This window comes from Sphingobium yanoikuyae, from assembly GCF_013001025.1.
GTDB lineage: Bacteria > Pseudomonadota > Alphaproteobacteria > Sphingomonadales > Sphingomonadaceae > Sphingobium > Sphingobium yanoikuyae_A.
Map to the genome: position 1 here is coordinate 1,840,586 of NZ_CP053021.1, position 24,144 is coordinate 1,864,729.

Annotated in this window: 23 protein-coding genes; 12 read left to right on the top strand and 11 right to left on the bottom strand. The window is 62.4% G+C overall.

Going from position 1 to position 24,144, the window contains the following annotated elements; genetic code table 11:
- Positions 1 to 251 precede the first annotated feature (251 nt).
- The gene (locus HH800_RS09235; RefSeq protein WP_169860840.1) at positions 252 to 659 is read left to right on the top strand and encodes a hypothetical protein; all 408 of its coding nucleotides are present in this window, start codon (positions 252 to 254) and stop codon (positions 657 to 659) included.
- A gap of 58 nt (positions 660 to 717) precedes the next feature.
- On the opposite strand, the gene HH800_RS09240 is transcribed toward HH800_RS09235, so the two are convergent.
- Together HH800_RS09240 and HH800_RS09245 are read right to left on the bottom strand one after the other, a co-directional pair.
- The gene (locus HH800_RS09240) at positions 718 to 1,503 is read right to left on the bottom strand and encodes an SDR family oxidoreductase (RefSeq protein ID WP_169860841.1); all 786 of its coding nucleotides are present in this window, start codon (positions 1,501 to 1,503) and stop codon (positions 718 to 720) included.
- Positions 1,504 to 1,530: 27 nt separating this feature from the next.
- The gene (locus HH800_RS09245) at positions 1,531 to 2,982 is read right to left on the bottom strand and encodes an aldehyde dehydrogenase family protein (protein ID WP_066863699.1); all 1,452 of its coding nucleotides are present in this window, start codon (positions 2,980 to 2,982) and stop codon (positions 1,531 to 1,533) included.
- Between the two features lie 116 nt (positions 2,983 to 3,098).
- Between HH800_RS09245 and HH800_RS09250 the strand changes: the two genes are divergently transcribed.
- The 6 genes from HH800_RS09250 (at position 3,099) to HH800_RS09275 (ending at position 8,507) form a co-directional block, all read left to right on the top strand.
- A complete protein-coding gene (locus tag HH800_RS09250; RefSeq protein ID WP_169860842.1) occupies positions 3,099 to 3,650 on the top strand; it encodes a TetR/AcrR family transcriptional regulator in 552 nt (183 codons plus the stop codon).
- Positions 3,651 to 3,737: 87 nt separating this feature from the next.
- Positions 3,738 to 4,523, top strand: a complete 786-nt coding sequence (locus HH800_RS09255) for an SDR family NAD(P)-dependent oxidoreductase (protein WP_169860843.1) — start codon at positions 3,738 to 3,740, stop codon at positions 4,521 to 4,523.
- Positions 4,524 to 4,535: 12 nt separating this feature from the next.
- Positions 4,536 to 5,201, top strand: a complete 666-nt coding sequence (locus HH800_RS09260) for an SDR family oxidoreductase (RefSeq protein ID WP_169860844.1) — start codon at positions 4,536 to 4,538, stop codon at positions 5,199 to 5,201.
- A gap of 42 nt (positions 5,202 to 5,243) precedes the next feature.
- Complete coding sequence (locus HH800_RS09265; protein WP_169860845.1) at positions 5,244 to 6,179, top strand: NAD(P)H-dependent flavin oxidoreductase; 936 nt, start codon at positions 5,244 to 5,246, stop codon at positions 6,177 to 6,179.
- 31 nt (positions 6,180 to 6,210) lie between these two features.
- Positions 6,211 to 7,449 (top strand): acyl-CoA dehydrogenase family protein, encoded by a 1,239-nt coding sequence (locus HH800_RS09270; protein ID WP_169860846.1) that lies wholly within the window; start codon positions 6,211 to 6,213, stop codon positions 7,447 to 7,449.
- Positions 7,446 to 8,507 (top strand): phosphotransferase, encoded by a 1,062-nt coding sequence (locus HH800_RS09275; protein ID WP_228221256.1) that lies wholly within the window; start codon positions 7,446 to 7,448, stop codon positions 8,505 to 8,507. Before HH800_RS09270 ends, HH800_RS09275 begins: the two co-directional genes overlap by 4 nt.
- Before the next feature lie 7 nt (positions 8,508 to 8,514).
- Here HH800_RS09275 and HH800_RS09280 read toward each other — a convergent pair whose 3' ends face one another.
- Positions 8,515 to 10,074: an acyl-CoA synthetase gene (locus HH800_RS09280; RefSeq protein WP_206379209.1), complete on the bottom strand. Its 1,560-nt coding sequence runs from the start codon at positions 10,072 to 10,074 to the stop codon at positions 8,515 to 8,517.
- Between the two features lie 57 nt (positions 10,075 to 10,131).
- The gene (locus tag HH800_RS09285; protein WP_169860848.1) at positions 10,132 to 12,249 is read right to left on the bottom strand and encodes a TonB-dependent receptor; all 2,118 of its coding nucleotides are present in this window, start codon (positions 12,247 to 12,249) and stop codon (positions 10,132 to 10,134) included.
- Between the two features lie 185 nt (positions 12,250 to 12,434).
- On the opposite strand from HH800_RS09285, the gene HH800_RS09290 reads away from it, so the two are divergent.
- From HH800_RS09290 to HH800_RS09305, 4 genes are all read left to right on the top strand, one after another.
- A complete protein-coding gene (locus HH800_RS09290; RefSeq protein WP_169860849.1) occupies positions 12,435 to 13,199 on the top strand; it encodes a FadR/GntR family transcriptional regulator in 765 nt (254 codons plus the stop codon).
- A 104-nt stretch (positions 13,200 to 13,303) separates the two neighbouring features.
- A complete protein-coding gene (locus HH800_RS09295; RefSeq protein WP_169860850.1) occupies positions 13,304 to 14,653 on the top strand; it encodes an MFS transporter in 1,350 nt (449 codons plus the stop codon).
- 86 nt (positions 14,654 to 14,739) lie between these two features.
- Positions 14,740 to 15,573 carry an SDR family NAD(P)-dependent oxidoreductase gene (locus HH800_RS09300; RefSeq protein ID WP_169860851.1) on the top strand — a complete coding sequence of 278 codons (834 nt, stop codon included), beginning with the start codon at positions 14,740 to 14,742 and terminating at the stop codon, positions 15,571 to 15,573.
- Positions 15,574 to 15,651: 78 nt separating this feature from the next.
- The gene (locus HH800_RS09305) at positions 15,652 to 16,446 is read left to right on the top strand and encodes an enoyl-CoA hydratase/isomerase family protein (RefSeq protein ID WP_169860852.1); all 795 of its coding nucleotides are present in this window, start codon (positions 15,652 to 15,654) and stop codon (positions 16,444 to 16,446) included.
- 59 nt (positions 16,447 to 16,505) lie between these two features.
- Here HH800_RS09305 and HH800_RS09310 read toward each other — a convergent pair whose 3' ends face one another.
- The 7 genes from HH800_RS09310 to HH800_RS09340 form a co-directional block, all read right to left on the bottom strand.
- Positions 16,506 to 17,303: a carbohydrate porin gene (locus HH800_RS09310; RefSeq protein WP_169860853.1), complete on the bottom strand. Its 798-nt coding sequence runs from the start codon at positions 17,301 to 17,303 to the stop codon at positions 16,506 to 16,508.
- An 11-nt stretch (positions 17,304 to 17,314) separates the two neighbouring features.
- The gene (locus tag HH800_RS09315; protein ID WP_169860854.1) at positions 17,315 to 17,950 is read right to left on the bottom strand and encodes a hypothetical protein; all 636 of its coding nucleotides are present in this window, start codon (positions 17,948 to 17,950) and stop codon (positions 17,315 to 17,317) included.
- Positions 17,951 to 18,238: 288 nt separating this feature from the next.
- Complete coding sequence (locus HH800_RS09320) at positions 18,239 to 18,982, bottom strand: SDR family NAD(P)-dependent oxidoreductase (protein ID WP_169860855.1); 744 nt, start codon at positions 18,980 to 18,982, stop codon at positions 18,239 to 18,241.
- Complete coding sequence (locus HH800_RS09325; protein ID WP_169860856.1) at positions 18,979 to 20,292, bottom strand: acyl-CoA dehydrogenase family protein; 1,314 nt, start codon at positions 20,290 to 20,292, stop codon at positions 18,979 to 18,981. The genes HH800_RS09320 and HH800_RS09325 overlap by 4 nt, the downstream gene beginning before the upstream one ends.
- Before the next feature lie 30 nt (positions 20,293 to 20,322).
- On the bottom strand, positions 20,323 to 21,390 hold the full coding sequence (locus HH800_RS09330) for a phosphotransferase family protein (RefSeq protein ID WP_169860857.1): 1,068 nt from the start codon (positions 21,388 to 21,390) through the stop codon (positions 20,323 to 20,325).
- On the bottom strand, positions 21,387 to 21,869 hold the full coding sequence (locus HH800_RS09335; RefSeq protein ID WP_169860858.1) for a MarR family winged helix-turn-helix transcriptional regulator: 483 nt from the start codon (positions 21,867 to 21,869) through the stop codon (positions 21,387 to 21,389). The genes HH800_RS09330 and HH800_RS09335 overlap by 4 nt, the downstream gene beginning before the upstream one ends.
- 135 nt (positions 21,870 to 22,004) lie before the next feature.
- On the bottom strand, positions 22,005 to 23,258 hold the full coding sequence (locus HH800_RS09340) for an acetyl-CoA C-acetyltransferase (RefSeq protein ID WP_169860859.1): 1,254 nt from the start codon (positions 23,256 to 23,258) through the stop codon (positions 22,005 to 22,007).
- Positions 23,259 to 23,442: 184 nt separating this feature from the next.
- On the opposite strand from HH800_RS09340, the gene HH800_RS09345 reads away from it, so the two are divergent.
- A complete protein-coding gene (locus HH800_RS09345) occupies positions 23,443 to 24,144 on the top strand; it encodes an SDR family oxidoreductase (protein ID WP_169860860.1) in 702 nt (233 codons plus the stop codon).

A 24,144-nucleotide genomic window follows, 5' to 3' on the forward strand; every position in this document is an offset into this window, starting at 1 on the left:
CTCTCAGGCGATGGCGCGCTACGCTTGGGGCAAGCACCAAGTTGAACTGCTGCGCCCCGCCGCACGAAACCCCAGCGTTGGCCTTCGGCCGCCCTTCGGGTCGCTGGGGTGACGGGATTTTCATGTCCCTTTCCCGGGAAACATCGTGCGAAATCGCCATTCCGTGTCCCACCTATCCCCGTCGCGGCATCCAAATCGCCGCGCCGACAAAACGCTTCCAATGTAGGATTTCATTTGCTTCAAACTGTCGGATGACAGTCCCCGACTCGCCCCAGATCATCATTCCATTCACACCCGTGCCGTTCGCCCGGCAGCGGCATGATGGCTGGACGCGGCGCACGCAGCAGCGTTTCATCGACGCGCTTGGCGCGCTCGGTTCATTGGGACAGGCGGCGCGCGCCGTCGGCATGACGCGGGCCAGCGCCTATCGGCTGCGCGCGCGCCCAGGCGCGGACAGTTTTGCCGCAGCCTGGGATCAGGCGCTCGACATTGGTCGCGCCCGGATGTTCGACGTCGCCATGACTCGCGCGCTCGACGGGCATACGACCATCCGCATCACGCGCGGCGGAGCCTTCACGCTGGAGCCGGGCATCGCGCGCTATCTGGTGGCGGCGGCGATCCGGGACGCGCCGCCGCTGCCTGCATCAAAAGCGCCATAAGGTGACAGCGGCCTGGGCGTCTTGCGGTGCCTTTGTCACCTTAAGCCGCTTCTCCGCTTCAGTTGCGCAGCACCCATCCGCCATCGATATTGATCGTCTGCCCGGTGATCCACGCCCCTGCGGGCGAACAGAGCAGCAGCAGCGCGCCGACCAGTTCGTCGGGCTGGCCCTTCATCCGCAGCGGGATACGCATCTTCATCATGTCTACCAGCGGCCCTTCGTCCGGGGTCAGCATCTTGCCCGCGTCGCTCTGGGTCATGCCCGGCGCAATGGCGTTGACCGCGATGCCCTTGGGGCCAAGCTCGGTCGCCAGCGTCGTGGTCAGTCCCAGCATCGCGACCTTGCTGACGCCATAGGCGGTCTGCGCCGGAAAGGCGCCGGCCGACAACTGGTTGACGATGCGCCCGTTCCCGCTTTTTTCAAGAAGGGGCAGGGCGGCGCGGCAGCAATTGACCGCGCCCTGCAAGTTGACCTCCATCAGCCGTCGCCACGCGTCCACCGGCATGTCGAGCAGCGGGGTGCCGACCGATTCCACCATCAGCGCAGCATTATTCACCAATATGTCGACGCCCCCGAATTCCGCCTGTGCCGCCGCGACCATGGCATCGACGGCTGCAAGATCGGTGATGTCCACCTGAACGGCGATCGCCTTGCCGCCCGCCGCGACGATCTCGTCGGCGACCAGATGGGCGCCCTCGCCATTGATGTCGGCGACAACCACGGCCGCCCCGGCCGCCGCCAGCCCCGTCGCATAGGCGCGGCCGATGTTATTGCCTCGGCCCCCGGCGCCGGTGACCATCGCCACCTTGCCGTCCAGCCGATAGTGTTCGATCGAAAATGTCATGTCGGGTCTTCCTGCTCAGGCTGGATTTCAGGCGATGGTGACGGTCTTGTAGTGCAGGAATTCGTCGATCCCGGCCTTCCCGCCTTCCTTGCCGAATCCGGAAATGCCGATGCCGCCAAAGGGCGTGTGGGCGTTGATCTGGGTCGCGCCGTTGACATAGACGCCGCCCGCATGAAGCCGTTCGGCCAGCCGATGCACGCGTTTCAGGTCATTGGACTGGATATAGGCCGCCAGCCCATATTCGCTGTTGTTGGCGATGGCGACCGCCTCGTCCTCGTCATGGAACTTCATGACGACCAGCGCCGGTCCGAAAATCTCGACCTGCGCAATCTCGCTGTCCGGGTCGGCATCGGCGATGATCGTCGGTTCGACATAGTTGCCCTTGGCGAGATCCCCGCCGCAACGAGCGCCGCCCATGAGGAAACGGCCCGATCCTTTCGACCGCACCCGGTCGAACATGCCCAGCACCCGCTCGACCGCCGCGGCGTTGATCAGCGGGCCGACCTGCGTGCCTTCCTCGAACGGATTGCCGACCTTGTAGCGGCTGGCGATCGCCGTCAGCTTTTCGAGCACGGCGTCATAGATATCGGCATGGACCAGCAAGCGCGTCGGCAGCGCGCAGCCCTGGCCGGCCAATATGCCGATCGTCCAGAAGATAGCCCGTTCGCAGGCCGCGTCCACGTCCGCGTCCGGGAACAGAAGGCTGGCCGACTTCCCGCCCAGTTCCATAATCGACGGCTTGATCCGGTCGGCGCAGGCCGACATGATCTTGCGCGCAGTGGTCGGCCCCCCGGTGAAGGTGATGAGACCGACCTTGGAATGCCGCACCAGCGCTTCACCCGCCTCCGCCGTGCCCGGCAGGATCGACAGCACGCCGTCGGGCACGCCTGCTTCCTGGGCCAGCCGCGCGAACAGTTCGGGCGCGAAGGGCGTCAGTTCGGCCGGCTTGACGATCACGCAATTCCCCGCCGCCAGCGCCGGGCCGACCTTCATCCCCAGCGAGATCAGCGGCCCGTTCCAGGTGATGATGATGCCTACGATGCCGATCGGTTCGGGAACGGTGTAGGAAAATTCGCCGCGCGTATCGAGCGTGGAGATCATTTCGCCCGACAGCTTGTCGCACCAGCCCGCATAATAGCGGGTCCAGGCGACCGCTGTGCCGACGCTGCCGGTGCCCATCATCAGCGGCGTGCCGCCATCCAGCGCCGCCATCTTGCCGAATTCCTGCGCATTCGCCTCGATCAGGTCGGCCAGCCGGTTGAGGATGGCGCGCCGCTCTTCCGGCCGGGTGCGGCGCCATTGTTCGCGGACCGATTCGGCCTTGGCGACGGCGCGTTCGATTTCCGCCGGGCCGGCCAGCGGGATGCTCTTCTGCACGGCGCCGGTGACAGGGCTGATATGGTCATGGGTTCCGCCCGAACCGGACGAAAGGCTTTCGTGGCCGATGTGGAGGCTGACGTCGGGGGCTTCCAGATTCATGGCAATTCTCTCCTAGCGCATGACGGTGGTCCACGTTCGATTCGGGACTCTTGCATAAGTAAACAGTGGTATACATGGCTTGTCAATTGCGCGTTGCCCTGACATCCTCGCCCGCGATGGCAGACAAAAAACGAGATGCGGAAGCGACCCGCGAACGTATCCTGCTCGCGGCGCGGCAGATTTTTTCCCGCCATGGCTTCGGCGAAACCGGCGTGCGCGACATCGCCCGCCGTGCCGATGTCAGTCCGGGTCTCGTCAGCCGCTATTTCGGGTCTAAGGAGGGACTGTTCGAAGCCGCACTGGAATCGGTGTTCGACCATCGTGTGCTGACGGGCGTACCGCACGAGAATTTCGGCCATGCCTTGCTGGAACGGCTGATCGAGCGCGACGAGAGCGGCGGCCATCCGCTCAACATGATGATGCTCTCGACCTCGGATCAGGGCGCGCGTGCGATCACCGAAAGGCTGGTACGCACAAAGCTCGCCGCCCCGCTTGCCCAATGGTTCGGCACCAGCGATGCGGAGGACCGGGCTGCCCGGCTGCTGTTGGTGACGGCCGGCCTCTTCCTTTACCGGTCGGTATTCCCGCTTGACCCGTTGACCGGCGAACTTAGTCCCGGCATCCGCGGCTGGCTGGAATCCGAATTGCAGGCAATTGTCGCGCCTTGACGCTTCGGCCTGTTCAAACATAGTTGACCTATATATCTATGTTGGTCCAAGGCGTGCAGACTCAGGAGCAGGGCGAAAGGCTGAAATATGGACATTGCAAGGCTTTTCGACATCAGCGGCAAAACCGCCCTCGTCACGGGCGGATCGGGCGGCATCGGCTATATGATCGCCACTGCGCTGGTGCAGGCAGGTTGCAAGGTCTTCATCTGCTCGCGCAAGGAGAAGGATATAGAGGCCGCCGCCGACCGCTTGCGCGCCTTTGGCGACGTGACTGCCATCGCCGCTGACGTTGGCAGCGAAGCGGGCGTGACCAAGGTGGCGGATGTCGTGAATGCGGCCGGTCCGCTGCACATTCTCGTCAATAATGCGGGCACGACCTGGGGTGCGCCGCTTGACCAGTTTCCCCGCGCCGGATTCGAAAAGGTGCTCCAACTCAACCTGCTCGCCCCTTTCGAGATCACCAAGGCGCTGTTGCCCGCCCTGCGGGCCGCCGGTACGGCGGAGGATCCCGCGCGCGTCATCAACATCGCGTCGATCGACGGGATGCAGGTGCCGCTATGGGAAAGCTATCCTTATTCGGCGACCAAGGCGGGCCTCATCCACATGGGCCGCCATATGGGCAAGTTTCTCGCGGGAGAGCATGTCAGCGTGAACACGATCGCGCCGGGCTTCTTCCCTTCGAAGATGACCGCGTCGGTCGCCGATTTCGACAATGAAGTGGATATGGCTGCTGCCGCATCGCCCCTCGGAGCGCGGATAGGCACGGCAGAGGATATTGGCGGCGCCGTGATCTACCTGTCGTCGCGAGCAGGCGCTTGGTTGTCGGGCGTCACCATCCCGGTCGGCGGCGGCCGCGGGACCATCGACAATTGAAGGAATGGGATCATGAGCAAGCCGATCGTCGTCACGGGGGCAGCGGGCATATTGGGAGCGGCCGTGGCCGCGCATCTGGCCAATCAGGGCCTCTCCGTCGTCGGGCTCGACCTGGCCGATAGCGCCGCCGATTTTCCTGGCATCTTCATCGGCGGCGTCGACTTGACCGATACGCAAGCGACCCACGCTGCGTTCGCCCATTCCGCGCTGTCATCCGGCATAGCCGGCCTTGCCAGCATCGCCGGCGGTTTCCGTTGGGAAACGGTGATGGAAGGCAGCCCGGACAGTTGGGATTTCCTCTACCGTATTAATGTCCGTACCGCGCTGAATGCTGCCCGCGCCGCCGTGCCGCTGATGCCGGCGGGAGGCGCCATCGTCCATGTGGGGGCGGCCGCCACGGCAAGGGCCGCCATGGGCATGGGCGCATATACCGCGAGCAAGTCCGGCGTCGCCCGCCTCACCGAAGCGCTCGCCGAGGAGCATAAGGGGCAGGGCATTCGGGTCAACGCAGTGCTGCCTTCGATCATGGACACGCCCGCCAACCGCGCCGACATGGGGGATGCTGACGCTGGCAAATGGGTGACGCCGCTCGAACTCGCGCAGGTCGTCGCCTTCCTACTGTCCGATGCCGCTTCCGCGATCACTGGCGCCAGCCTGCCCGTCACCGGCCGCGTCTGATCGCGCGACGTCCACCATCCAACTGAAAGACCCGCCGCCACCATGTCGATGCCCGCCCTGTTCAAGGATCGCCTGTCCATCCCGGTAATCGCGTCGCCGCTATTCATCATTTCGCAGCCGGACCTGGTGATCGCGCAATGTCGCGCGGGCGTGGTCGGCTCCTTCCCTTCGCTCAACGCGCGCCCTTCCGGCACATTCGAACAATGGTTGCAGAAGCTCAGCAGCAAGTTGACGGATAAGGACGCCCCTTTTGCCGTCAATCTGATCGTCCACAGCACCAATCCTCGGCTGGAGGAGGATCTGGCGCTCTGCGTTAAATATAAGGTGCCGATGGTCATCACGTCGCTCGGTGCGCGCACCGACGTGTTCGAGGCGATCCACAGCTATGGCGGTATCGTGTTCCACGATGTCATCGATAATGGCTTTGCGAAGAAGGCGGTGGAAAAGGGTGCCGACGCGCTGGTCGCCGTTGCGTCCGGGGCGGGCGGCCATGCCGGCACGCTCTCGCCCTTCGCCTTGATCCAGGAAATCCGCAGTTGGTGGGACGGCCCGCTCGCCCTGTCCGGATCAATCGCGACTGGCGATGCGATATTGGGGGCCCAGGCGATGGGCGCCGATCTTGCCTATATGGGCTCGGCCTTCATCGCGACGGAGGAGGCCAATGCGGACCCCGCCTATAAACAGATGATTGTCGACAGTTCCGGCGAGGATATCGTCTATTCCAATCTTTTCACCGGTATCCACGGCAATTATCTCAAGCCGTCCATCCTGCTGGCCGGGCTTGACCCCGACAACCTGCCCGAGTCCGACCCGTCGAAGATGAACTTCGCCGATCTGTCCGACGGCAAGAAAGCCTGGCGCGACATTTGGGGCTGCGGCCAGGGTATCGGCGCGGTCGACGCGGTCGTGCCCGCGGCCAAGCTGGTGGAAAAGCTCGCCGCACAATATGCGGCGGCAAAGGCCCGTATAGCGGGCTGACGCCCGGAAAATCGTTTCGAGGGAGAATGATATGGCGACCGTGGAAGCCAAGGAACAATATTCGCAGCGTGCGATGGAGATCGCCGCGCGAGTCGAAAAATTCGTCAGGAATGTCGTTGTTCCTTATGAAAGCGACACGCGCCGCAACAGCCATGGTCCGTCGGACGAACTGGTGGATGAACTGAAGGGCCTGGCGCGCGAGGCGGGCGTGCTCACGCCCCACATCCTGCCCGATGGCAGCCATCTAACCCAGCGGGAGACCGCGCTGGTCCTGCGCAAGTCGGGCCTGTCGATTCTTGGCCCGCTCGCTTGCAACACCACTGCACCCGACGAGGGCAATATGTACCTGCTGGGCAAGGTCGGCAGTCCCGAACTTAAGGCGCGCTTCCTCAAGCCCCTGGTCGAAGGCAGGATGCGTTCGGCCTTTTTCATGACGGAACCGGCGAGCGAGGACGGCGCAGGATCGGACCCCTCGATGATGAAGACGACCTGCCGCCTAGACGGGAACCACTGGGTCGTGAACGGGCGCAAGAAGTTCATCACCGGCGCTGATGGCGCAGGTGTTGGTATCATCATGGCCAGGGCGCAGGGCGGAACCGCCGATGGTGGCGCCTGCATGTTCATGGTCGATCTGCCCGACCCGGCGATCAGGACGGTGCGCGTGCTCGACACGATCGACGATGCCATGCCCGGCGGCCATGCGGAAATCGAGATCGACAATCTGCGCATCCCCGCCGACCAGATGCTGGGGGAGCCGGGCGAAGGCTTCAAATATGCGCAGGTTCGCCTCAGCCCCGCGCGCCTTTCGCATTGTATGCGCTGGCATGGCGTCGCGGTACGCGCGCACGAGATCGCGGTAGATTATGCCAACCGGCGCAAGGCGTTTTCCAAGCAGTTGATCGACCATGAAGGTGTCGGCTTCATGCTGGCGGAGAATATGATCGACCTCAAGCAGTCGGAACTGATGATCGACTGGTGCGCCGATGTGCTGGACACCGGAAGCCTGGGCACCGTGGAAAGCTCGATGACCAAGGTCGCCGTGTCTGAAGCGCTCAGTCGCGTCGCTGACCGCTGCGTGCAAGTGCTGGGCGGCACCGGCGTCACCCGAGACACGATGGTGGAAGCCTTCTACCGAGAGGTTCGCGCCTTCCGGATCTATGATGGCCCTACCGAAGTGCATAAATGGAGCCTGGCCAAGAAGATCAAGCGCGATTGGAAACATGCCCAGGGCGGCGATCTGGAAACGGCACCTGCAATGGAGGTACGATGAGCTTCGAGGACCAGAAGGGCACGAGCGCCGTCCGCGAACAGCATCGCTTCGACGAAGCGGCGCTCGCGGCGTGGATGCAGGACCATGTGGCAGGCTATCAGGGGCCGCTCATCGTCGAGCAGTTCAAGGGCGGCCAGTCCAACCCGACCTACAAGCTGATCACGCCCGGGCGCAGTTATGTCATGCGCCGCAAGCCGCCCGGCCAACTGGTCAAGGGCGCCCATGCGGTCGATCGCGAGGCGCGCGTCCTCGCGGCGCTCGAAAAGGCCGATTTTCCCGTCGCCCATGTCTATGGTCTGTGCACTGACGACAGCGTCATCGGCACTTGGTTCTTCATCATGGAGATGGTGGAGGGACGCATCATGTGGGATGCGACCTTCCCCGATGTCGATCGTGAGGAGCGCCCCGCCTATTTTGCGGCGATGAACGCCACCATCGCCGCCCTTCACAAGGTCGATTACAAGGCCGTTGGGCTGGAGGATTATGGTCGTCCCGGCAGCTACTTCGAACGGCAGATCGCCCGGTGGTCGAAGCAATATCTGGCGGACGAGGAAGCGGGCCGGAATCCGCATATGGACCGGCTGATCGAATGGCTCCCCACCGCCATCCCGGTAGGGGAGGAGGTTTCGGTCGTCCATGGGGATTTCCGCTCCGACAATATGATCTTTCACCCCAGCGAGCCGCGCATCACCGCCGTGCTGGACTGGGAGCTTTCGACGCTCGGTCATCCGCTTGCCGATTTTGCCTATCATGCGATGATGTACCGGATGCCGCCGCTGATCGTGCCGGGCTTGGCAGGCGCGGACCTCAAGGCGCTCAACATCCCCAGCGAAGAGGAATATCTCGCCGCCTATTGCCGCAACAGCGGCCGGGACTCCTTGCCAGGCTATGATTTCGCCATGGCATTCAACTTCTTCCGCTTCGCTGCGATCATCCATGGCATAAAGGGACGCTATCTGCGCGGTACCGCGGCCAATGCGGAGGCGAAGAGCCGCGCCGACGCTTTTCCAGCACTGGCGGAACTGGCTTGGGACCAGGCGGTGCGCGCGGGCGCCTGAACGTACATCAGGCGATACGCTTGTCGTTCGTTTGCCAGTAGCGGTCGCGAATCTCGCGCTTGTAGAGCTTGCCGGTCTCGTGCCGCGGCAGTTCGCGCTCGAAATCCACTGATCGCGGGCATTTGATCGCACTCAATCTGGCGCGGCAATAAGCGATAAGCTCTTCGGCCAGAGCATCGCCGGCTTCCGTCCAGTCGCGCGGCTGGACCACCGCTTTCACCGCCTCGCCCATGTCCACGTCGGGTACGCCGATTACCGCGACGTCGGCAACCTTGGGATGGAAGCTCAATATATTCTCCGCTTCCTGCGGATAGATGTTCACCCCGCCCGAAATGATCATGAAGCTCTTGCGATCAGTCAGGAACAGATAGCCGTCGGCGTCGAGATAGCCGACATCGCCCAGCGTGGACCAGTCGGCGTGGAGCGGATTGCGCGCATCGGCCGTCTTCTGTTCGTCGTTGAGATATTTGAAGTCCCAGCCGCCCTCGAAATAGACGATCCCCTGCTCGCCGGTGGGCAGTTCATGGCCTGCCTCGTCGCAGATATGGATGGTCCCCCAATCCGCCCGGCCGACCGATCCTTTCTTACGTAGCCATTCCTGCGACGTGATGAAGGTCGATCCATTGCCCTCCGACCCGCCATAATATTCGTAAATAATTGGTCCCAGCCAGTCGATCATCGCCTGCTTGACGTCGACCGGGCAGGGGGCGGCGGCATGGACGACATGGGTGAGGGAAGACAAATCATAACCCAGCCGTTGCCCATCTGGCACGCGCAACAGGCGCAGGAACATCGTCGGCACCATCTGGGTGGAGGTGACGCAATAGGTCTGGATCGCTTCGAGCGCGGCTTCGGGGGTGAACTTGCCCAGCATCACGACCGTCCCGCCCAGCCGCTGGACGGAGGTGGAAAAGGCAAGGGGAGCCGTGTGATAGATTGGCGCGGGGCTGAGGAAGACGGTGTTCGGCCCTACGCCATAGCGGCTTTTCTGTCGGTCGGCGAGCATATGCGGCTCGGTCGCCGGGCCGCCGGTCAGCGGCAGGCGGATTCCCTTGGGCCGTCCGGTCGTGCCGGATGAATAGACCATATGGAAGCCCGCGCTCTCGTCAGCGATCGGAGTGCCCGGGAAAGGCGCGATGGCATCGTGCCAATGGCTCAACCCCGACTTGTCGCTGTCGGCGGTCAGGATGGTCGCGAGTTTCGGACACAGGCCAGGTTGCTGTGCCAGCAGATCGTCGAGCGCAGCCATGCCCGCATCCGCAACCAACAACCGCGCCTCACAATCATTGAGGATATAGGCCGCTTCATCCGCTGTCAGCTTGGTGGAGATCGGTGTGATATAGAGGCCGGCACGCTGCGCTGCCCAGTAAATCTCGAAATAGCGCAGTGTATTGGGCAGCCAAATGGCGATCGTGTCGCCCGCGCCGATGCCAAGAGAGCGGAAATAATGGGCGCCCTGGTTGCCGACCGTTTCCAGCGCGCCATAGGTCAGCGTTTCGCCGGTTTCGGCCAATATGGCAGCAGGTCGGGCCGGTTCGGTGGCGGCGTGAAGGCGCGGATGCATCATGGCTCCTCAAAATAGCGCCCGCGCGCGCCTGGTGAGGCGAGCGCGCGGGCCATGGTGTCAGAATTTATAGCTGCCTGCGATGCCGTAGGAGATCGGCTGCGCCCAGGCGATGGCGTCGCGGGCCGAACTTTCCGAACGCGAATTTGCGTATGTGGCGTCGGTCAGATTGCGTCCCCACAGCGTCAAGCGGACCTGTTCGTTCAGCGACCAGCTGATGTCGGCATCCAGCGTGAAATAGGATGGCTGGCGGATACGCTCCTGGAAACTGTAGTTGATCTTGCTCGACCAATAAGGACGCACGCCGAACGCCACCTCCCCGCCATTGCCGAGCGGGAAGCGGTAATTGGCCGCCGCGCTCAGTGTCAGTTCGGGCGCGCGCAGCATCTGGTTTCCGCTGGCGTCGGCCAGGCTCTGCACATTGCCGCAGTTGCGATCAGGGCAAGGCGCACCGTTGAGAAGCGTGGCGGACGGCGTGAACGCCGGAGCGCCAGGGAAGCGGGTGAATTCGGCATGGGTATAGGCGATCGCCGCGCGCGCATCGAAATTGGCGGACGGGCGCCAGGCCGCATCCAGCTCGAACCCGTAGACCTCGGCTTTCGCCGCGTTGAACAGGCGTGACACCCCGGACGTATAGTCATAGGCCGTGACCTGAATGTCGTTATATTTGTACAGATACGCCGCAGCGTTGAAATCGAGCAGCCGGCTCGCGCTTTTGAAACCGACTTCATAGGCGTCGATCTTCTCCGGCAACACTGGAATGGTCGATGGGGACGAGATGTTGTAGAGGCCGCTCTTGAAGCCCTTGGAAAAGGTCGCATAGATGTTCGACCGATCACCCACGTCATAGCGCAGGCCGAAACGTGGCGTCCACGAATTGAAGGTCGCGGACGTATCGACCGTATAGGCTGCGCCGGGCAGCCCGCGCTTGAACCGGCGCTTTTCGCTGCTGTAACGCACTCCCGCGATGACCGAAACTCTGCCCAGGTCATAGGTGCCGTCAGCAAAGCCGGAAATGGAATCGCTGGTGATGCGCGCCTTGTAGAAAGGACGGCCGTTGAGGTTCCAGCTCTTCGATCCCGCCGCGTTCCAATAATAGAAGGCGCCTATGACCCACGAAAAATCGGCGCCGGGCGGCGACGTGAAATTGATTTCTTGGCTGAAGCTGTCGTTGAACTGGTCGTAGGTCGCATAGGATGCGGGCGCATAACTCGAATCCAGGTCTGTCTCGATATAGTCCTCTTCGGTTCGATAGCCTGAGATCAGGTTCAGCGTTGCGAAGTCGAATTTGATCGATCCGTTGAGCGCCACAGACTCGGTATTGGCGTCGATCCTGGTCGGCAGTTCCTGGCTGACATGGCGGCGATCGGTGGCGACGGGCAGGGAATTGGGGAAGTTGCGGCCTACTGTATTGCCGTTGAGCGAGGTATAGTTGAGGCCAGCCGGATCATTGGTTTCATTGTGCGATCCTGACAGGACGAACTTCACGTCGTCGCTGGGTTCGAACAGCAATTTGGACCGCAGGTCCAGGCTCGACTGCTCACCGCGCAGCGCATTGGTGCGAAGGTCGCGCACGAACCCGTCCGAACTGCGATAATAAGTGGAGAGATCCGCCGCCAGCGTATCGGTCAGCCCGGTGGTCACATAAGCGCTCAACTTATATTCGTTGAACCGCCCGTAGCTGGCGTTGATCTGGCCGGACAGACCATGACTGGGGTCGCGCGTCGTGATGAGGATCGCGCCGCCGGTGGCGTTGCGCCCGAACAGGGTGCCCTGCGGCCCCTTCAAAATCTGCACGGATTCCAGATTGGCCAGGTCGAACATCGCGCCGGTCTGGCTGGCGACATAGACCCCATCGACATATATGGCGACATTCGATTCCGCGCCTCCACCCTGCACGCTGGCGCCGATGCCGCGCACGGTGGGTTGCAGATATGCGCCGGTCTTGTTGATGATGACGCCCGGTGCCTGGCGCGTGAGGTCGTCCATGCCGTTGACGCCGGCGCGGGTCAGCTGCTCGCCGCTGATCGCTACGATGGATGCGGGCACGTCTACCAAACGCTCCTCGCGCCGCTGTGCGGTGACGATGATGTCGGTATAGCCATCGGATCGCACGTCTGCCTGTGACGTGGCGGATGTTTGGGCTTGGGCCGACATCGCGGCCGTCATGGCGATCATGGATGCTGCGCCGGACGCAGCACGACATACGCACTTCATCATCTCTCTCCCATCCTGTCTTCTTCGTCTTTTATGCCGTCGAGAAACTACGGCGCGGCACAATTGTCAATCGGATAGACTCAAATCGATAGCGATATAAATGTGCGGGCTGGCAAAGCCGGGCGGCCCTTCCTAGAAGTAGGGTCATGACCGCCGACTATTCCTTCCTTCCCTCGCGCAATGTCGCGGACCAAATCGCCTCCACGCTGCGCAGCGAAATTGCCGCCGGCACCTGGGGCGTGGGGCAGATGCTGCCGGCCGAACATCAATTGATGGAGCGGTTCGGCGTGTCGCGCCCGTCCTGCCGCGAAGCCTTGCGCATCCTCCAATCGGAAGGATTGCTGGAAATTCAGCGCGGCAATCGGGGCGGCGCGCGGGTCGTTCCGCCCGATCCCAGCCGAATCGCCCTGTTCGCGGGCGTGTTCCTGCAAATGCGCAATGCGACGATCACCGAAGTTTTCGAGACGCGCATGACGATCGAACCTGCCGCGGTCCGCTCCTTCACCCGCCATGGCACCCGCGAGATACTGTCCCAACTCGCACAAAATGCCGCGTCGCAGCGTTTCATCGTCCATGACCGGCCGAGCTTCTACCAGCGCGGCCGCGATTTTCGCGAGTTGCTCGTGCGCAATTGCGGCAGCGAATCGCTGCGGCTCCTGTGTCTGGTGATCGGCGAGATTGCCGACATGCAGCTATCCGTCCTGTCTCGCGCGCTGCCGCACGATCCCGACCAGGAGAGCCGTTTCCTGACCGCAATCCGCATTAAGGAGGAAATGATCGCCCATATCGAGGCGGGCGACGGAGAGGCGGCAGGGCAAAGCTGGCACGGCTATCTGCGTTACTATCTCGACCGGCTCCATGAAATCACGCCGCCCGAAACCCGCACGATGAAGCCGTTTCCGCTCGACTGAAACCACGCCTTTACGCCATTGCGCACAAATCGCTTTCGGATTGCTGCCAAATCGCTACCGTATAGGGGTCAGGCCGCAAAAGGCCGGCGAGGAGAGGGCAGGTCATGAGCGGTACGGTGACGGCAGAAAATCGCGTGGGAAATGCTGCCACTCCCATGGACGATCACGGCTATCCCCGGCCGATCGTCGCCTGGACCAGCACCATCATCCTCATGTTGCTCTTTGCGACGGCCTATCTTGACCGGCAGATCATATCGCTGATGGTCAAGCCCATCCGCGCGGAATTCGGCGTCGGCGATTTCGAGGTCAGCCTGCTACAGGGGTTCGCCTTCGCCGTGCTTTACGCTCTGTGCGGCCTCCCGCTCGGCATGGCTGTCGATCGCTATCCGCGCCGCTGGATCGTCATGGGCGGCGTCCTCATCTGGTCCTGCGCCGCCATGGCGGCGGGTCTCGCCACCAGCTACAGTCATATATTGATCGCCCGCATTTTCGTGGGCGCGGGGGAGGCGGCTCTGGCGCCCGCCGCCTATTCCATCTTGTCGGACCTGTTCCCCAAGCGGCGTCTGACCTTCGCGCTGGGAGTCTTCATGATTGGCGCATTGCTTGGCGCGGAAGGCTCTCTGGCGATCGGTGGTTATATCCTGCACATGGCCGCCAACGGCATTGCCGTCCCCTTGCTTGGCCGGCTGGAGGCATGGCGGTTCGCCTTTGTTGTCACCGCGCTGCCAGGCTTCGTCCTCGCGGCGCTGGCCATCTTCATCCATGAACCTGAGCGTACGCGACCGGCCGGCGTGGGCGCGGGATGGGGCGACGTGTTCCGCTTCATGGCCAGTCGCAAGGCCTTCTATTTCTGCCAGATTCTCGGTTTCTCGCTGGTCATGGGGCTCGTCTATGCGCGGCTTGCCTGGAATCCGACCTTCCTCATCCGTTCCTTCGGCTGGAGCGTGCAGCAGGCGGGCTATGCGTTGGGCGCCTTCGGTCTGGTTACGGGCGTCGCGGCCCTGCTGATCGGCGGACGCATCGTCGACTGGATGTTCGCGCGTGGCCAGCGGGACGCGCATTTCCGCTATTATGTCGTGGGCGGCGTCGTAATGGGCCTGTTCGGTGTTACAACCTATCTTGCGCCGAACCCGACCTTGTTCTTCGCCGGATCGCTGATCATCATCTTCCCGCTGAACATGGGCGCGATCGGCGCGTCGGCCGTGCAGGTCGCGACGCCGCCGCACCTGCGCGGGCGGATATCTGCGCTCTATCTGATGAGCGTGGCTCTGTTCGGAATGACCCTGGGGCCAGCGGTCGTCGGTTTCCTGACGCAGCATATATTCGCCACCGACGCGAGCATCGGTCTCGCGCTGGCCTGGACCTACGGCGTCCTTGGCCCGATCACCGCGCTGCTCTTTTTCATCGGCCTCGCGCCGATGCGCGAGGCCGTCGCGCGGGAAGGCGAATGGTAACGAATGCGCTTCGTCGATTTCTCCTTTTTCTCCCGATCATTCTTCCATATCAGAAACAGGAACCTGTTTAAGAAAGGGCGGTGAGGATGAGGATCGACGGCACTATGGCGGTGACTGGCGCAGGCGGCGGCATCGGCCTTGGCATCGCTGCAGAATCCGCGCGGCGGGGCTACAGGACATTGGCGCTCATCTATGAAGAGGCGCAGCGCGCCGATGTGGAGCAGGCGGTGCATGGTTTGCCCGGCGCGGTCGACGTTCAGGTGCTCGACATAACCCGGCCGGGCGATTTCGCCTTTCCAGATGATCTCGACGTGCTGGTCAACAATGCCGGCATCCGCCTCAAGAATCTTCCGATCGAACATATCCCGCTCGAAGAATGGCGGCTCTATTTCGAAGTCAATTTTCTCGGCCATGTCGCCATGACACAGCGTGCCATCCCGATCATGCGCGCACGACACAAAGGATTGATCTGCAACATCAATTCCGGATCGATCTATAATCCCATGCCCTTCCTCGCACCCTACCGCGCGACCAAGGGCGCGATGATGGCCTTTACCGAAACCTTGCGGGCTGAGGTGGAACAGTTCGGCATCTCCGTTCTGGAAATCCTGCCCGGCGCGGTCAAGACCGGTATCAACAAGGAGTCTGTTACGGTCCGTGTCGCACACGCGATCGAATATCCTGCCTATGAAGCCATGGCGAAGCGTCAGCGCGAACTGTTCGCGGGCGATTTCACCATCTGGTCGATCGAGGATGCCGCCCGCTTCATCGTCGATGCGATGGAGGACAATAAGGGGCGGATGCGTCATGGGAGCGACCCCAGCAGCGACGCGATGGCCGTGTCCGGCTGGCGCCCCAATGGCGGTGAGGAGCAGATCGCCAATTTCATCGCGATGATCGACCCGACCAAGCAGCGATAAGGCGTCAGCGAGGCGAGGTGGGCTGGCCAACCTGTATAACTATGTTATGGGCAAAATCCATAAATCAGAGGAGCCCGTATGAGCCAATATGAGGATATCGCCCTTTCCGTCGCCGACCGTATCGGGACCCTGACCCTTAACCGGCCCGAAAAGGGCAATACGCTGCGCCCGCAGACTATGGAGGAAATCTGTCGGGGCATGGACGCGCTGACTGCCGACCCTGCCGTGTCTGTGATCGTGCTGGCAGCGGCGGGCAAACATTTCTGCGCGGGCGCCGATTTTGCCTTTCTCGATGAACTCACCCGCACCCCGGCGCCGCAGATCAAGGCGCAGATCTACTCCCATTTCCAGGGCGCAGCCAAGCGCATCTACCATTGTCCAAAACCCACGGTTGCGTTGGTGCAGGGGGCCGCCGTCACCGTCGGCTGCGAATTGTCGCTCGCCTGCGACTTCCGCATTGTGGCGGACAATGCCTTCTTTCAGGAAAGCTGGATCAAACTGGGCATCATGCCGCCGCTGGGTGGCGTCTTTCTGTTGCCGCGGCTCGTCGGCCTTGGCCGTGCCACACAGATCGTGCTGCGCGGCCTGCCAGTCAAGGCGCTGGAGGCTGAGCGGATCGGTCTGGCGTCCGAACTGGTCGGGATCGACGCGCTGGCCGATCGCGGCCGGGAACTGGCGCTGGAACTCGCCGCCATCGCTCCCCTCGCCTATGCACAGGTGAAGGAAGCGCTGCATCGCGGGTTGGAGACATCCATGGAGGCGGAATGGTCCACCAACGTCCTCAACCAGGCGATCCTGCTGGGCACGGAGGATTTCAAGGAAGGGCTGGATGCGGTAAAGAGCAAGCGTGCGCCGGTATTCACCGGTAAATAATGTAGCGTGACGGAAGTCGGCTCCAGTCAGTCAATCCTGACTGGAGCGACTCCTATGCTTCAGAACGCCAGAAAGAGTGAGGCCGACCCCAGCAGCACATTCTTGTATCCCGGTAGGAACGTCGGGTTGAACACATATTGCAGTGCGGGTGCGATACGGACGCCGGGGCCCAGATGGACTGCATAGGCACCCGATATGCCGACTTGGTGCCGGGCGGTGTCGATTCCGCGCAGCGCATAGGATGCGTGCAGGTCTTCGCTGAACCGATTGTAACTGACGGTCAGGTTTAAAGAATCGGTCGGCCTGGCGTTGAATGGGCCAACATAATAGGCCCGTATCTCGCCCGCATGGCTGAAAGCACTGACTGATTTGCGCGCCGCGCTGTAGCTGGCGCCCAGATAAAGGCCTCGGAAGAACAATTGGTTGTCGGGCCGGGTCGCCTGATAATCAATCAGCGCGTAATAGGAATAATTATGGTCGCTGCCGCCCAGGAAGCGGTCATAATCCGACATGTTGTAGAGATAGCCCGCCCGCGCCCAGAAGCGGCGCTGCGTGGGAGATGCTTTGCGCCGGATACCCACTTCGCCGATATCAAGAGCTTTGGCATTATGCTGATGCCAATCAAGGCCGATTCCGTTCGTTCGGATTTCTTCTGCAATTCCGCGGGGGTTGAGCGATCGCTGCACCCCGCCCAGCAGGTAAAGGCTCTTCTTGCCGTTGATCTGGACGTTGACGCCAGGCGTGGTGGCCGGTTCTGCGCTCAGGCCAGCCTGAACGGGCAGCAGCGAGACAAGCCCCGTCGTCAATGTCGGATTCCCGCCGGTGATAAGGCCCGCGAAATGCAGATAATTCTGCAAGAAGCCCGCTTTCACCTCCACCGTATGATTGGCGAAGCCATGATAGATGGACAGCGTCTTGAAGGTGATCGAATTGCGGCATTGGGGGCGAAGCTTGTTACCGAATAGCCGCCGCCGACCGTCAGCATCGTGTCGCCCAGGGCGATGTCGTCCAGCGTCTTGGTGACGTAGATGTTGAGCGCGTTGTTGCGCAGCGTAAATTTCTGGCCATTGTAGACCTGTGGATCGCTCGGCATACCGGTGGCGGTCAGAGATGTTTGAACTGACGAAGCCGACTGCATCTCGACCCCGATGCCGTGATCGGCCAGCGCGTCGCGAAAGCCGCCGCGATTGCCCACGATAGTGTCGATGATGCCCGGGAACTGCGTTGTCAGCATGGGTTCGCGTAACTTGTCGAAGCGCGCATAGTCTTTGGGATTGCGTTTTGCCGGCCTGCCCGTTGGCGCAAGCGATGAGGATCCGGGTGATAAGCGCGATAATGGAGAGCCGGTCTTGTCCGATTGTTCAGGCTGTGTCGCACCCTTGTTCGGCATTGGATCGGCAGGACCATGCTGCGCGCTCTGGGCGCTGGCCGCGCCAGTCCAGCACAGGCTGCATGTGACGGCCAGAGCGCCCAACGACAGAGTTGAACGCGAAAGGCGGCTCATTCTAAGTAACGGCAATGCATACTCTCCCGACCCGAAAACAGGAACCTATTTATATAAGTTTGTCCCGTAGCGAGGCCGCAGGTTGAGCGCTAGTCCGATCATGGGCTGCAGATTGGGTGCGCAGCGATTTTTTGGGAAAATTGAGGCGGGTCACTGAATTTTGCGACGAATGGACCTTTCCGAAGGCAGATTATTCGTGGCCAAGTGGCTGACAAAATAGGCAGAAAACGAATCACGACCGGCGGTGCGGTCGTGCGTGGACCTTTGGGATTGTCCTCACCCAATGCCCTACCAAGTGCCGCCGTCCACGCGGAGCAGCGTGCCGGTGGTGTAACTTGAGGCCGGACTGGCGAGGTAGAGCGCTGACGTTATCACCTCCTCGGGTCGACCGGGCCGGTTCAGGGCATTGCGTGCCGTCTCGCGAGCCTCGGGCGTCCAGGCATCGGCGATGTCGGTCAGGAATGGCCCGGCCGACAGCGTATTCACACGCACCTTGGGTGCATATTCATGCGCCATCGACAGCGTCATTGCGTTCAGAGCGGCCTTGGATGAGCCGTAGGGGATGATTCCCGGCAGCGGCATCACGCCCCCTGTCGAGGATATGTTGATGATCGTGCCGCCATCGCCATCATACATCCGCTTGCCGATCTGGCTGGCAAGCCGGAACGGCCCCTTGAAATTCAGGTTCAGCACGCTGTCGAAAAGCTTTTCAGTCACTTCGTGGCTGGGGCAATAGGGACTCATGCCCGCATTGTTGACCAAAATGTCGACCTTGCCGAACTGCGCATAGCTGCCCTCGATCAGAGCGTCGATATCGTCCCATCGCCCGCAATGCGCCGACCAGGCCAGCGCTTTGCGGCCTTTCGCCCGCACCTGCGCGGCCACTTCCTCGCACGCCTCCAGCTTGCGGCTGGCGATGATGAGGTCCGCGCCATGCTCGGCAAAGGCTAGCACCATCTCCCGTCCCAGCCCGCGGCTGCCGCCCGTGACCAGCGCAACCTTCCCGGTCAGGTCGAACAGCGGATCGCTCATGCCGCCACCTCCAGCGTCGAGTCGGCCAGGATGTCGGCATATCTGGCGCGCACCGCTGTCAGCCGGTCGGGAATGTGCTCGGTCGGGAACAGACCTTGGGACGGCCTGGCTTTGCGGGTATAGGCCTTGGCGACTTGCACCTTGTGCACCTCGGTTGGCCCGTCGGCCAGCGCCAGGCTGGGCAGGCTCATCCACATGGCCGACAGCACGGTTTCGTTCGTGACGCCATAGCTGCCGTGGATCTGGATCGCGCGCTGCACCACGTCATGGTAGATTTTGGCCATCTGTACCTTGCACATCGCGATCAGCGTGCGCGCAGCCCCATGCGGCTCGTTGTCGATCACCCAGGCCGTCTTCAGCACCAGCATCCGAAACTGCTCGATCTCGATCGCCGTGTCGGCGATCATGCCCTGCACGAACTGGTGATCGGCCAGAAGCTTGCCTTGCGTGCGGCGCGACACGACGCGCTCCTGCATCATCTCGAACGCACGCTGGCAGCGTCCGACCGTCCGCATGGCGTGATGGACGCGGCCGCCGCCTAGCCGCGCCTGCGCGACCTTGAAGCCGTCGCCCGGCGCACCAAGCATCGCGTCGAGCGGCACGCGCACCTGATTATAATGAATATAGCCGTGGATGCCGTGGCTGTCGTCCAGCGGGTCGTCGCCGATCGTGCCGACATTGCGGATGATTTCGATGCCAGGCGTTTCCGCCGGCACGACCAGCATCGACATGCGGCTGTGCGCTGGTGCGTCCGGGTCTGTCACCGCCATCACGATCAGGAACGATGCGTAGCGTGCGTTGGATGAGAACCATTTATAGCCCTCGATCACCCATTCGTCGCCATCGCGTGCCGCGCGGCACTCGAATTCCTTGGGGTCGGCCCCCGCCTGTGGCTCGGTCATCGAAAAGCAGGACACGATGTCGCCGTCGAGCAGTGGCTGGAGGTAACGCGCCTTCTGCTCCGGCGTGCCGAACATCGCCAAGATCTCGGCATTGCCGGTATCAGGCGCGGCGGTGCCGAAGATGGTCGGCGCCCAATAGGAGCGGCCGATAATCTCGTTCATATAGGCGAGCTTCATCTGACCATAGCCCTTGCCGCCCAGATGGGGGTCGAGATGGCAGGCCCACAGGCCCTGCGCCTTCACCTGGTCCTGCAACGGCGCAATGATGGCGCGCGCCTTGGCATTGCTTGTATCATAGGGGTCGCCATGATGCGGGAAGAGCAGGTCGATCGGTTCGCATTCGGTCTTCACGAAGTCGAGCATCCAGTCGAGCTTGGCTTGGAACGCGGGGTCTACGGTAAAATCCATGACTCTATCCTCTCAGATCCTATGGGGATGTCAGCCGATCCGGCGGATCAGGTCCGCGGCGTTGGCGAAGCTTTCGAGCACCAGGCGGGAAAAGAAGACGCCCGTCTCGTGGGACAATATGCCTGCCTGCGACTGCGCGACCTTATATTCCAGGATGCACCCGCCCTTGAACATGGCCAGGATTGCATAATAGTCGAAATCAGCCATGTCCCGACCCGTGCCAGCCGCATAATAGCGAGCCATTTCCTGCCGCGTCGGCCAGTTCTCGCTATTATAGAGCCGCTTGGAGGGCAGCACGTCCGGAACTGCCTCGTCCCGCATCGCGTTGGTGAAGGAGGCAAGGTCCAGCAGCGGATCGCCGATTGTCGATAGCTCCCAATCGATCAGCGCGTTGAGACGGCAGGGCGGTCCGTCGGCGAACAGTGCGTTGGGCGTGCCGACGTCGCCATGGATGATCCCGGCCTTGAAGGAGGAGGGGATGTTGGCGCGCAACCAGTCGCGCGTCAGTTCATATCCCGGCAACTCACGGCCAGGATAATCATAGAGTTCCTTGTAGCTCAGCAGTTGGCCTTCCCAGCGATCGACCTGCCGTTCCAGATAATTGTCCGGCTTGCCAAAGCCTTCGAGCCCGACCGCCTTGTAGTCGACATTGGCAAGCGCCACGAGTCCGTCGACCATCGCATAAGCAACGCCATATTCGTAGGGTGCCCGGTCAAACGGCGCCTGGTGATAGATATGCTCGTCTATGATCGACGCGGCCCAGCCATCAACCTTGTCCATTATATAGAAGGGCGCGCCGATCACGTCGGCGTCGGCGCAGCTGCCCCGGCAGATCGGGTGCGGCACGGGTGTACCGTTGAGCGCGGTCAGCACGCGCGCCTCGCGCAGCACGCTCTTCTCGCTGCCCGGGGGCGCGATAACCGGCGGGCGGCGCAACACCATCGTCTCGCCGCCGCGCTCCAGGGACAGTATTACGTTGCTGGTGCCGCCATGGATCTTGCTTGCGGTCAGCGGGCCGTCGCCCAATTGCGGAATATGTTCGTCGAGCCAAGCCGTCAGTTTGGGGATGTCGACCAGGCCATTCAGATCATCGCTCATGCATCATCTCCCGCTTCGTCGCGTTCAGCCATCACGCGCAGATTTTCGTTCAGTCCCATGCGGATGGTGCGCAGGTCCGCGACCGCGCGCGCGATCAGCGCCGGGTCGATCCCCTCTGTCAGCAGCGTGGCGAGGCGCAATCCTTCCGCATCATCGCCTTCGCGCAGCGCCGTACCCTGCGGCGTGGGAATCAGCAGGCGCGCGCGCTTGTGATCGGGATTGTCCTGCCATTCGATCAGGCCCCGCGCCGCCAGTGCATCGGCGGCGCGCTGGATGACCTGGCGCGGATGCCCGAGCGACCTTCCTATCTGGGGCACCGTGGAGGGGCGCGGCGCATGGGTGACGGCGGTGAGCACCACATTCTCGACCTCCGTCAGGTCATGCGCTTCCCGAATGGAGCGAAAGGCCAGATCGGTGCGCCCGCGCGCGCGGGAGATCTCGTCGACAAGCTGGATGAAAATTTCGCCGCGCTGTAACATGACATATAAATTCCATAATGGAACATAAGTGTCAAATGGAAATTAACGCCCGGCGTAAGGCTGGTACTGCCAAAAGAAAGACCCCCGAAGCGCAATCGCGCTTCGGGGGTCTGCTCGTCCGTGTGAAAGGCTGTGTTAGATGCGTTCGATGATGATTGCAGGGGCCATGCCGCCTGCGGCGCACATCGTGACCAGGCCGTAGCGGCCGCCAGTGCGCTCCAGTTCATCGAGAACGGTACCGATCAGGATGGCCCCCGTCGCGCCGATGGGATGGCCAAGCGCGATCGAACCGCCATTGACGTTCACCTTCGCGCGATCGAGGTCGAGGTCACGGATGAACTTCTCGGCGACTACCGCAAATGCCTCGTTGATCTCCCACAGGTCGATATCGTCCTTGGTGAGGCCCGCCTTGGCCAACACCTTTTTGGCGGCAGGTACCGGTGCATTAAGCATCAGGGTCGCGTCGTCGCCGACATTGGCGGTCGCGACGATCCGGGCGCGGGGTTTCAGGCCATGCGCTTCGGCATAATCCTTGGACGCCAGCAGCACGGCCGCAGCGCCATCCACCACGCCCGATGAATTGCCGGCGTGATGAAAATGCTCGATCGTGAGGTCGGGGAATTTCTGATTGATCAGGCTGCGCGGCGTATTGCCCTCCGCATCGATCGCCATGTCGGCGATGGCGGTGAAGGAAGGCTTGAGCGCAGCCAGGCCTTCGGCCGTGGTCTGCGGACGGGGAAATTCGTCCTTCACCAGCACGACATGGCCTGCATCATCGATCACCGGCACCACCGACTTGTCGAAACGCCCTTCGGCCATGGCGCGTTCGGCCCGCTTCTGGCTTTCCAGACCCAGCGCGTCGAGTGCCTCGCGGCTGATGCCCTCCATACTGGCGATGGCATCGCCGCACACGCCCTGATGCGACTGGGGATGGACCGCCTGAAGCCGCGCATTGCCCGAGCCCATGCCCAGTGGCATGATGCCTGCGGCCATTTCTTCCTGCGTCATGGTCGCCGTGAGCGACATCATTTCGGTGCCCCCGGCGACGACCAGATCCTCCATCCCGGCCATGATCTGGGCTGCGGCTATGCTCACGGCGGTGATGCCGCCGCCGCAGAAGCGATCCAGCGTCATGCCGCTAGCTTTGGGGTCGTAGCCTGCATCCAGCGCCGCCATGCGGCCCATGTCGCCGCCCTGCTTGCCCTTCTGGGTCGACGTGGACCAGATCACGTCATCGACGTCGGCCGTGTTCAGCTGGTTGCGCTCCGCGATCGCCTTGAGAACGGTCGCGGCCAGATGCTGGGGGTGCATGTGGGCGAGCGCGCCCTTTCCGACCTTGCCTATTCCGCGCGGGGTACGGACGGCGTCGATGATATAGGCTTCGGACACATTCTTCTCCTGGGTTGCACAATGGCTCGCTGCCTGCCAAGGCGAGTAACTCGATTCACCTCGACTACTTAGTTGATGATGTGATGCAAAGCAAAAATTTCCGATGCCGTCGTGGAGTCGACTGTCTGCAGCGATCGAGCCGGCCGATCACCTCTGCCGCGCAAGACGAATATGGGAGGATTCTGTGTCCGACAATCGCCCCGTCATTCTGATCACCGGCGCCTGTGGCGGCATGGGCCAGGCCTGCGCCCGGCTGTTGGGCCATCGCTACCGTCTGGCTTTGACCGACATGGACCAGGCGAGGCTGGATATCCTCGCCGACACGCTGGCGGACGAAGGGCATGAGGTCTTGGTGCGGATCGCGGGCGATATGGGTGACATAACCGTTCCCGCGACAATCGTGCGTGCCGCGCGCGCGGAGGGGCGGCTGGCGGGCGTCGTTCATGCCGCCGGGCTTTCCCCGGCGCTCGCGCCCTGGGACAAGATCCTCATGGCCAATCTGGTCGCAACCGAACGGCTGTTGCAGCAGATGGTGCGGGTAGGGGACCGCTATGGCGCCGGGTCGCCCGCCTATAATTATAGCAAGGCGGCGGTCATCCGCATGTGCGAGCGTCGCGCCGCCGCCTGGGCAAGGGTCGGAAGGCGGATCGTCTCAATCTCGCCGGGGACGATGCGGACCCCCATGGGAGTCAAGGAGGCAGCGGACAATCCCGCCGCCCGTGCGGCGATCGTCGCCACGCCGTTCGGTATGGGATCGGTGCTGCATATCGCCAATGCCGTGGATTTCCTGCTGTCAGAGCGCGCCGGCTTCATCACTGGCACAGACCTGCGTATCGACGGCGGGCTGGTGCCTGCCATTCGCCAGACGAGAGCCGCCGAGGGGTAA

Excerpts from the sequence above, each read along its gene's own strand:
- HH800_RS09235 (WP_169860840.1), top strand. The coding sequence starts at position 252 with ATGACAGTCCCCGACTCGCCCCAGATCATCATTCCATTCACACCCGTG.
- HH800_RS09240 (WP_169860841.1), bottom strand. The coding sequence starts at position 1,503 with ATGACATTTTCGATCGAACACTATCGGCTGGACGGCAAGGTGGCGATG.
- HH800_RS09245 (WP_066863699.1), bottom strand. The coding sequence starts at position 2,982 with ATGAATCTGGAAGCCCCCGACGTCAGCCTCCACATCGGCCACGAAAGC.
- HH800_RS09250 (WP_169860842.1), top strand. The coding sequence starts at position 3,099 with ATGGCAGACAAAAAACGAGATGCGGAAGCGACCCGCGAACGTATCCTG.
- HH800_RS09255 (WP_169860843.1), top strand. The coding sequence starts at position 3,738 with ATGGACATTGCAAGGCTTTTCGACATCAGCGGCAAAACCGCCCTCGTC.
- HH800_RS09260 (WP_169860844.1), top strand. The coding sequence starts at position 4,536 with ATGAGCAAGCCGATCGTCGTCACGGGGGCAGCGGGCATATTGGGAGCG.
- HH800_RS09265 (WP_169860845.1), top strand. The coding sequence starts at position 5,244 with ATGTCGATGCCCGCCCTGTTCAAGGATCGCCTGTCCATCCCGGTAATC.
- HH800_RS09270 (WP_169860846.1), top strand. The coding sequence starts at position 6,211 with ATGGCGACCGTGGAAGCCAAGGAACAATATTCGCAGCGTGCGATGGAG.
- HH800_RS09275 (WP_228221256.1), top strand. The coding sequence starts at position 7,446 with ATGAGCTTCGAGGACCAGAAGGGCACGAGCGCCGTCCGCGAACAGCAT.
- HH800_RS09280 (WP_206379209.1), bottom strand. The coding sequence starts at position 10,074 with ATGATGCATCCGCGCCTTCACGCCGCCACCGAACCGGCCCGACCTGCT.
- HH800_RS09285 (WP_169860848.1), bottom strand. The coding sequence starts at position 12,249 with ATGATCGCCATGACGGCCGCGATGTCGGCCCAAGCCCAAACATCCGCC.
- HH800_RS09290 (WP_169860849.1), top strand. The coding sequence starts at position 12,435 with ATGACCGCCGACTATTCCTTCCTTCCCTCGCGCAATGTCGCGGACCAA.
- HH800_RS09295 (WP_169860850.1), top strand. The coding sequence starts at position 13,304 with ATGAGCGGTACGGTGACGGCAGAAAATCGCGTGGGAAATGCTGCCACT.
- HH800_RS09300 (WP_169860851.1), top strand. The coding sequence starts at position 14,740 with ATGAGGATCGACGGCACTATGGCGGTGACTGGCGCAGGCGGCGGCATC.
- HH800_RS09305 (WP_169860852.1), top strand. The coding sequence starts at position 15,652 with ATGAGCCAATATGAGGATATCGCCCTTTCCGTCGCCGACCGTATCGGG.
- HH800_RS09315 (WP_169860854.1), bottom strand. The coding sequence starts at position 17,950 with ATGAGCCGCCTTTCGCGTTCAACTCTGTCGTTGGGCGCTCTGGCCGTC.
- HH800_RS09320 (WP_169860855.1), bottom strand. The coding sequence starts at position 18,982 with ATGAGCGATCCGCTGTTCGACCTGACCGGGAAGGTTGCGCTGGTCACG.
- HH800_RS09325 (WP_169860856.1), bottom strand. The coding sequence starts at position 20,292 with ATGGATTTTACCGTAGACCCCGCGTTCCAAGCCAAGCTCGACTGGATG.
- HH800_RS09330 (WP_169860857.1), bottom strand. The coding sequence starts at position 21,390 with ATGAGCGATGATCTGAATGGCCTGGTCGACATCCCCAAACTGACGGCT.
- HH800_RS09335 (WP_169860858.1), bottom strand. The coding sequence starts at position 21,869 with ATGTTACAGCGCGGCGAAATTTTCATCCAGCTTGTCGACGAGATCTCC.